The sequence below is a fragment of the Microbacterium sp. genome (assembly GCF_035277845.1).
Lineage (GTDB): Bacteria > Actinomycetota > Actinomycetes > Actinomycetales > Microbacteriaceae > Microbacterium.
In genome coordinates, this window is the sequence record NZ_DATEJS010000065.1 from 1 (window position 1) to 7397 (window position 7397).

Consider the following 7397-nt stretch of genomic DNA (forward strand, 5'->3'; position numbering starts at 1 on the left):
CGATGATGCGCTGCACCATCTCGTCGCTGGTCGTGTTCTCGCCCGGCCGGTTCGGCTTGCCGGTGCCGTGGTAGTCGCTCGACCCGGTGACGATGAGATCGTGCCGGGCGACGAGCGCGCGCAGCTGCTCCACGCCGGAAGCCCGGTTCTCGCGGTGCCCCAGCTCGAATCCGCCGAGGCCGGCATCGACCAGCTCGACGAGAAGGTCCATGTCGAGCACACCGGCGCGGCCGGCGGGGTGCGCGATCACCGGCACTCCGCCGGCACCCGCGACGAGCGCCACCGCGGTCACCGGGTCGGGCGCGAACAGCGACACGTAGTACGGGCTGCGCGGATGCAGGATGCCGCCGAACGCCTCCGTCCGGTCCTCGACGATGCCGCGCGCGATGAGCGCGTCCGCGATGTGCGGGCGGCCGACGGTCGCGCCCGCGGTGGTCGCCGCGGCGACATCCTCCCAGGAGACGTCGTGGTCCCGCGCGATCCGCTCGACCATGACGGAGACCCGCTCCTCGCGCGAGGCCCGCACGCGGGCGATCATCGCGTTGAGGGCCGCATCGCCCGGATCGACCAGATAGGCGAGCACGTGCACGCTCCGGCCGCCGTGCTTCGCCGACATCTCCATGCCCGGAAGGAACGTCATGCCGAGCTCGGCGGTCGCGTGCGCCGCCTCGGCCCACCCCGATGTGGTGTCGTGGTCGGTCAGCGCCGCCGTGCGGATGCCGTGCCGGAATGCCGCGCGCATCACGTCCGCCGGAGGCTCGGTCCCGTCCGAGTTCTGCGAATGCAGATGCAGGTCCGCGGGGCCCCGGAAGCGCTGCGACGACATGACTCCGACAGTAGCGGCATCCGCTTGTCTCCCAGACTGCTGACATAGAGTCGCCGACGTGCTGCGGGTGTTCGGGATCGTCTGCGCGCTGCTGTGCGCGGCCGCTGCCGCCGTCGTCACCTGGCCCGCGCTGTTCCACCTCGAGCGCACGCTTCCGGTCGCTCAGATCGTCTCGTTCCGCGCGCTCGTCGCGGTCGGGTTCGCCGTCCTCGTCGTGGTCGCGCTCCTCCTGATGCTCATCCGGCCGATCCGCCGGTTCGCCGCCGCGCTCCTCGTCGTGGCGCTCCTGGCCGCCGCCGCGAACGCCGCGATCGTCGCCACCCGGGGGCTCGGCACCGACGCACTGCCCGCCCGCACCGCCTCGTCGATCCGCATCATGGAGTGGAACACGGCCGGTCAGGCGACGTCCGCCCAGACCATCGCGCAGACCGCGGTGGCGATGGACGCGGACATCGTCACCCTGCCCGAGACCACGATCGCCACCGGCGAGGACGTCGCCCTGGCGATGCGCACCATGGGGCACCGGATGTGGGCCTATCACACCCAGTACGGCGAGCACGGGTGGGATGCGAGCTCCACCACGATCCTCATCAGCCCGAAGCTCGGGAACTACTCGGTCATCGAGTCCTCCGCCGACGGCAGCGACAACACCTCCACGGTGCCGAGCGCGGTCGCCATGCCCACCGACGGCAAGGGGCCGACCATCGTCGCCGCGCACGCGGTCGCACCGCGGGAGGTCGCGATGGCCGACTGGCGGCACGACCTGCAGTGGATCGCCGACCAGTGCGCGTCGGGCAGCGTCATCCTCTCCGGCGACTTCAACGCGACGCTGGACCACATGAGCGGATACGGCGTCGACGGCGGCACCATGGGACGGTGCCGTGACGCGGCCTCGCAGTCCGGCAACGGCGGCGTGGGCACCTGGCCGACACGACTCCCGGCCCTCGCGGGCGCCCCCATCGATCATGTGATGGCGACGCCCGACTGGAAGGTCCAGGGGTCGCTCGTGCTGCGGTCGCTCGACGGGTCCGGCAGCGATCACCGTCCCCTGGTCGTGCAGCTCGAACCGGCCGGGTAGACGGACGTCCGGATCGGTGCGCGGTGCCGCCGGCCGGTGCGAGACTGGACCCATGAACTCCGCCGAGACCGAGACCGTCACCGAGCCCGCCGCACAGACCACGAGCAGCACGAACCGGCGCCAGCCGTTCCCCCAGGGCTTCCTCGACACGATCTCGCAGGGCTGGGCGGCCCGACCGGAGTCGCTGCCGCCGGCGCGTGAGCAGGCGCGGTACGCCGCCGCCCGACGCGCCCGGCTGTCCGCGCAGTTCCCCGGCGCCCGGCTGGTCATCCCCGCCGGCGAGCTCAAACAGCGCAGCAACGACACCGACTACGTCTTCCGCGCCCACTCGGCGTTCGCGCACCTCACCGGCTGGGGAGCCGACGCCGAGCCCGGATCGGTGCTCGTGCTCGACCCCGACGGCGACGGGCACAGCGCCACCCTCTACTTCCGCGAGCGCGCCGACCGCACCACGTCGGAGTTCTACAGCGATGCCACGATCGGCGAATTCTGGATCGGCCCGCGACCCGCTCTGGCCGGAGTCGCCGCCGACCTCGGTGTCGACACCGCACACGTCGACGCGTTCTCGCCGGCCGACACCGACCTCGTCGTCGACCAGGACGACGACCTCACCCGCGCCGTGTCCGAGCTGCGGCTCGTCAAGGACGAGTACGAGGTCGGCCAGCTGCGGCTCGCCGTGGACGTGACCGCCCGCGGGTTCGACGACATCGTGCGTGCGCTCCCCCGCGCGCAGGCGCACAGCCGGGGCGAGCGCGTCGTCGAGGGCGTGTTCCACCAGCGCGCGCGCATGGACGGCAACGGCGAGGGCTACGACACCATCGCGGCATCCGGCCCGCACGCGTGCTACCTGCACTGGACGCGCAACGACGGCGCGGTGGTGGACGGAGACCTCATCCTCGTCGACGCGGGCGCCGAGGTCGACAGCCTGTACACCGCCGACATCACCCGCACCATCCCGGTCACAGGCACCTTCACCCCGGTGCAGCGTCGCGTGTACGAGGCGGTGCGCGAGGCCGCCGACGCGGCGTTCGCCGTCGCCCGTCCCGGCATCCGCTTCCGCGAGGTGCACGAGGCCGCCATGGCGGTGATCGCGCGCCGCACCGCCGAATGGGGTCTGCTGCCGGTGACCGCCGACGAGGCGCTGGATGCCGACCACGGCGGTCAGCATCGCCGGTACATGGTGCACGGCACCAGCCACCATCTCGGCATCGACGTGCACGACTGCGCGCAGGCACGGCGCGACATGTACTACGACGGCGTGCTGGAGCCGGGCATGGTGTTCACGATCGAGCCCGGACTGTACTTCCAGATCGACGACGTCACCGTGCCCGAGGAGCTCCGCGGCATCGGCGTGCGCATCGAGGACGACGTGCTCGTGACCGCCGACGGCGTGGAGAACCTGTCCGCCGGCATCCCGCGCACCGCCGACGAGGTCGAGGCCTGGGTGGCCGGCATCCGCGCGAACGCGAACTGAGCATGCCGTTCACTCCCCCGGCCGCGTTCACGACGCGGCCGACGTTGACGGGCTCGTTCGGGATGGCGGCGTCCACCCATTGGATCGCCACCGGCGTCGCGCAGGGCATCCTGGAGCGCGGAGGCAACGCGTTCGACGCGGTCGTCGCGGGCGGCTTCGCCCTGCACCTCGTGGAGCCCCATCTGAACGGCCCCGGCGGCGACCTGGTCGGCATCTTCGTCACCGGGGACCGGCCGGACACCCCTCGCGTGCTGATGGGCCAGGGTCCGGCGCCGTCGAACGCGACGATCGCGCATTTCCGCCGCGAGGGCCTGCATCTGGTCCCCGGGGCGGGAGGCCTCGCCGCGGCCGTCCCGGGAGCGGTGGATGCCTGGCTGCTGCTGCTTCGCGACCACGGGGTGCTGAGCCTGCGCGACGTGCTCGCGCCCACCATCGCGTACGCGCGGTCCGGCGTCCCGCTGTCGGCGACCGCCGCGGCCGCGATCGGCCGTGTCGCCGGCCTGTTCCGATCCCACTGGCGGTCCTCGGCCGACCTCTGGCTGGCCGACGGGGTGCCCGCCGAGGGCGATCTCGTCCGCAACCCCCGCTACGCCGACCTGCTCGACGAGCTGGCCACTGCCGCGACCGGCCAGGAGCGGACGCGTGGCATCGACCGCGCCCGCGAGCTGTGGGCGCAGACCGTGGGGCGGGCGGCATCCGCGTTCCTCGCCACGCCGCATCGCCACTCCGACGGCGCCGACCACGCAGCCGTGATCCGCACCGAGGACGTCACCGGCTTCCGCGCCGGTTACGAGGATGCCGTCACCATCCCGTTCCGCGGGCTGACCGTCGCCAAGGCGGGCGCCTGGACGCAGGGACCGGCGCTCCTCGAGGCTCTGCTCATCCTCGAACCGCTCCCGGACGACCTGCTCGACCCGTCGACGCCCAGCGGAGCGCACGCCGTCGTCGAGGCGCTCAAACTCGCCCTCGCCGACCGCGACGCGCACTTCGGCGACGGCGTCGATGTCGGGCCGCTGCTGACCGCCGACTACGCCGACGCGCGCCGCGCCGGCATCGGGGAGGAGGCGTCGCACGCCTGGCGCCCGGGCACCCCGGGAGGCCGTCGGCCGTACTGGCCCCCGCTGACGCTCGACGCCAGTGCGGAGGGAGCCGATGCGCTGGGCGTGGGCGAGCCGACGGTGGCGGTGACCGGCCAGACGCGGGGCGACACGTGCCACATCGACGTCGTCGACCGCTGGGGCAATGTGGTCGCCGTGACGCCGTCGGGCGGCTGGCTCCAGTCGTCGCCCGCCATCCCCGAGCTCGGCTTCTGCCTCGGCACGCGCCTGCAGATGACGTGGCTCGACGAGGCCGCGCCCTCCGCGCTGCGTCCCGGCGCCCGGCCGCGCACGACGCTGACGCCGACCCTCGTGATCGACGAGCACTCCGCCATGGCGATCGGCACCCCCGGCGGCGACCAGCAGGAGCAGTGGCAGCTGCCGGCCCTGCTGCGGATCCTCGTCGGCGGCTACTCCCCGCAGCAGGCGATCGACGCTCCGACGCTGCACACCACGGCGCTCATCGACTCGTTCTGGCCACGCAGCTGGACCCCGGCGGGCGTGGTCGTGGAGGGGCGCATCGGCGAGGCCGTGGTGCAGGAATTGCGCGACCGCGGCCACGACGTCACGGTCTCCGGCGACTGGTCGCTGGGACGGCTCTCGGCGGTCGGGATCGACCGCCGGTCGGGCCGGGTGTGGGCCGCGGCGAACGCGCGCGGCATGCTGGGGTACGCCGCCGGGCGCTGAGCGCCGTCGCCGGGCTCAGGCCGGGTGGTCGGGGCGCAGCGCCTCGACGACGACGTCCGCGATCGTCTCGGCGATCTGGGCGGCGGTGCGCTTGCGGCCCTTCGCCGCGTAGCCGTGATCCCCGTCGACCCACACGATGCGCGCGTCCGGGCAGGATGCCGCGGCATCCGCCAGCTGCTCGTGGGGGTCGACGAACGGGTCCGTGCGCCCCGACACGAACACCTGCCGCTGGGCGATCCGCTGCAGATGCTCCACGCGGGGCCGGTCCGGGCGGCCGGGAGGATGCAGCGGATAGCTGAGATACACGAGCCCGGCCGGGCTGATCCGCCCCTCCGCCGCGGCGACCGATGCCATCCGGCCGCCGTACGATCGCCCGCCGGCCCATACCGGAAGGTCCGCGAAGGCGGCCGCGTCGAGCGCCTGCTCCCACGCCGCGACCGCGTGCGCCGCCGGTCCCGGCATGCGGCGGCCGAGCTGCGCGTAAGGGAGGTTGAACCGCAGCGTGCTCACCCCGCGTTCGGCGAGGGCCGCGCCCAGCTCGACGAGGAACGGGCTGTCGTACCGCGAGCCTGCGCCGTGCGTGACGACGTACCCGGCCCACGCCGCACGCGCGTGCGTCCACACCGCGTCGACGTCGACCGCGCCGGCCGGCAGCTCGACGCGGATGGTTCCCTCGGTGGAGGTCACTCGCGCTGCGGGGGTCGCCGGTCGTCGGGATCGGACCCGGATGCCGCGTCGTCGTCGGGCCCCGCGGGTGACTCCGCGTCTTCGTCCGCCGCCGGCGGGGCGATCCGCTCCCCGAAGCGCGGGGGCTCCTCCGCGGGCGGCCCCGCCACCGGCGGTACCGCCGGTGCATCGGACCCGGTCGCGGGCATGGGCGGCACCGGCCCTGCGCCGAGCACCTGACGGGCGCGGTGGATGCTGCTGGGCAGCACCGTCACGTCGTAGTGGTCCGCCAGCACCTGGGTCACCGAGGCGTAGTCGCGCCGCCGTCGCATGAGCGCGTAGGCGACGATGCTCATCAGCATCCCGAGGGCGATGCCGATGAACATCACCCCGACGAACGCGGACAGCGACGAGTTCCCCAGCACGAAGATCGCGGAGAAGATCAGGCCGAGCAGCAGGCCGTTCATGGCCCCCTGCCGTGCCGCCGTCGCGTAGCCGAGCCGCCCGGTGATGCGCTCGACGGACCGCAGACCGCTGCCGACGATCGCGATCTCGCGTGCCGGCACCCCGGCGGAGATCAACGTGGACACCGCCTTCTGCGCCCCCTCGTACGCCGGGAAGCTCGCGACGGTCTCCCCCACTTCGGTCCTGCTCTGATTCGGGCCGGCCATACTCATGGGTCCATCCTCGCATGCGCGGCACGGCCCGCCTCGGACACCCGCATCACCGGACTACGCTTGACCGAGTGAGCACGCAGAGGGTCTTCGTGGCGCGCCTGGCCGGGTGCGCAGTCTTCGACCCCGCCGGCGACCGGCTGGGCAAGGTCCGGGACGTCGTCGTCGTCTATCGCAATGACGCGCCGCCGCGCGTGATCGGACTCATCGTCGAGATCCCGGGGCGCCGTCACGTGTTCCTCTCGATCGGCCGGGTGACGTCGATCGCCACCGGCCAGGTCATCACGACCGGTCTCATCAACGTGCGCCGCTTCGAGCAGCGCGGCGGCGAGGTGCGGGTGATGGCCGAGCTCCTCGGCCGCAAGGTCTACTTCCGCGACGGCAGCGGGTACGCCGTCATCGAGGACGTCGCCGTCGAGCGCAACCGGCTCGGCGAATGGGACGTCGGGCAGCTGTTCCTGCGCAAGCCGAAGACCACGGCGTCCCCGTTCGCCAAGGGGCCGACCACGTTCGCGCAGTGGAGCGACGTGCGCGAGCAGCAGAACCCCGGCGAGGCGCAGTCCGCCGAACAGCTCATCGCGACGTATTCGGACCTCAAGCCCGCCGACCTCGCCAACACGCTCCTCGACCTCCCCGCCGACCGGCTGCTCGAAGTCGTCGACGAGCTCAGCGACGACCGCCTCGCGGATGCCCTCGAGGAGATGCCCGAGGACGAGCAGGTGCACATCCTCGAGTCCCTGGACGACGAACGCGCCGCCGACATCCTGGACGCCATGGAGCCCGACGACGCGGCGGACGTGCTCGGGCAGCTGTCCGACGAGCAGCGCGAGGGCCTGCTCGACCTCATGGAGCCCGAAGAGGCCGAGGACATCCGCGCCCTGCTGAAGTACAACCC

General features: G+C 73.0%; 7 protein-coding genes. 4 read left to right on the forward strand and 3 right to left on the reverse strand.

The window, feature by feature from the left end; translation table 11 throughout:
• Positions 1 to 826, reverse strand: an 826-nt coding sequence (locus tag VJR25_RS02790; RefSeq protein WP_324112298.1) for a PHP domain-containing protein, incomplete at its 3' end; no start/stop codon positions are given.
• A 58-nt stretch (positions 827 to 884) separates the two neighbouring features.
• Between VJR25_RS02790 and VJR25_RS02795 the strand changes: the two genes are divergently transcribed.
• From VJR25_RS02795 to VJR25_RS02805, 3 genes are read left to right on the forward strand one after another with little or no spacing between them, the layout of a single operon-like run.
• Complete coding sequence (locus tag VJR25_RS02795) at positions 885 to 1904, forward strand: endonuclease/exonuclease/phosphatase family protein (RefSeq protein WP_324112301.1); 1020 nt, start codon at positions 885 to 887, stop codon at positions 1902 to 1904.
• A gap of 52 nt (positions 1905 to 1956) precedes the next feature.
• Positions 1957 to 3378: an aminopeptidase P family protein gene (locus VJR25_RS02800; RefSeq protein ID WP_324112303.1), complete on the forward strand. Its 1422-nt coding sequence runs from the start codon at positions 1957 to 1959 to the stop codon at positions 3376 to 3378.
• A gap of 2 nt (positions 3379 to 3380) precedes the next feature.
• Positions 3381 to 5162 carry a gamma-glutamyltransferase family protein gene (locus VJR25_RS02805; RefSeq protein WP_324112305.1) on the forward strand — a complete coding sequence of 594 codons (1782 nt, stop codon included), beginning with the start codon at positions 3381 to 3383 and terminating at the stop codon, positions 5160 to 5162.
• Between the two features lie 15 nt (positions 5163 to 5177).
• On the opposite strand, the gene VJR25_RS02810 is transcribed toward VJR25_RS02805, so the two are convergent.
• Together VJR25_RS02810 and VJR25_RS02815 are read right to left on the reverse strand one after the other, a co-directional pair.
• Positions 5178 to 5849 carry an alpha/beta family hydrolase gene (locus VJR25_RS02810; RefSeq protein WP_324112307.1) on the reverse strand — a complete coding sequence of 224 codons (672 nt, stop codon included), beginning with the start codon at positions 5847 to 5849 and terminating at the stop codon, positions 5178 to 5180.
• Positions 5846 to 6505, reverse strand: a complete 660-nt coding sequence (locus VJR25_RS02815; protein ID WP_324112309.1) for a general stress protein — start codon at positions 6503 to 6505, stop codon at positions 5846 to 5848. Before VJR25_RS02815 ends, VJR25_RS02810 begins: the two co-directional genes overlap by 4 nt.
• A gap of 68 nt (positions 6506 to 6573) precedes the next feature.
• Here VJR25_RS02815 and VJR25_RS02820 point away from each other — a divergent pair.
• Positions 6574 to 7397, forward strand: an 824-nt coding sequence (locus tag VJR25_RS02820) for a magnesium transporter MgtE N-terminal domain-containing protein (RefSeq protein WP_324112311.1), incomplete at its 3' end; no start/stop codon positions are given.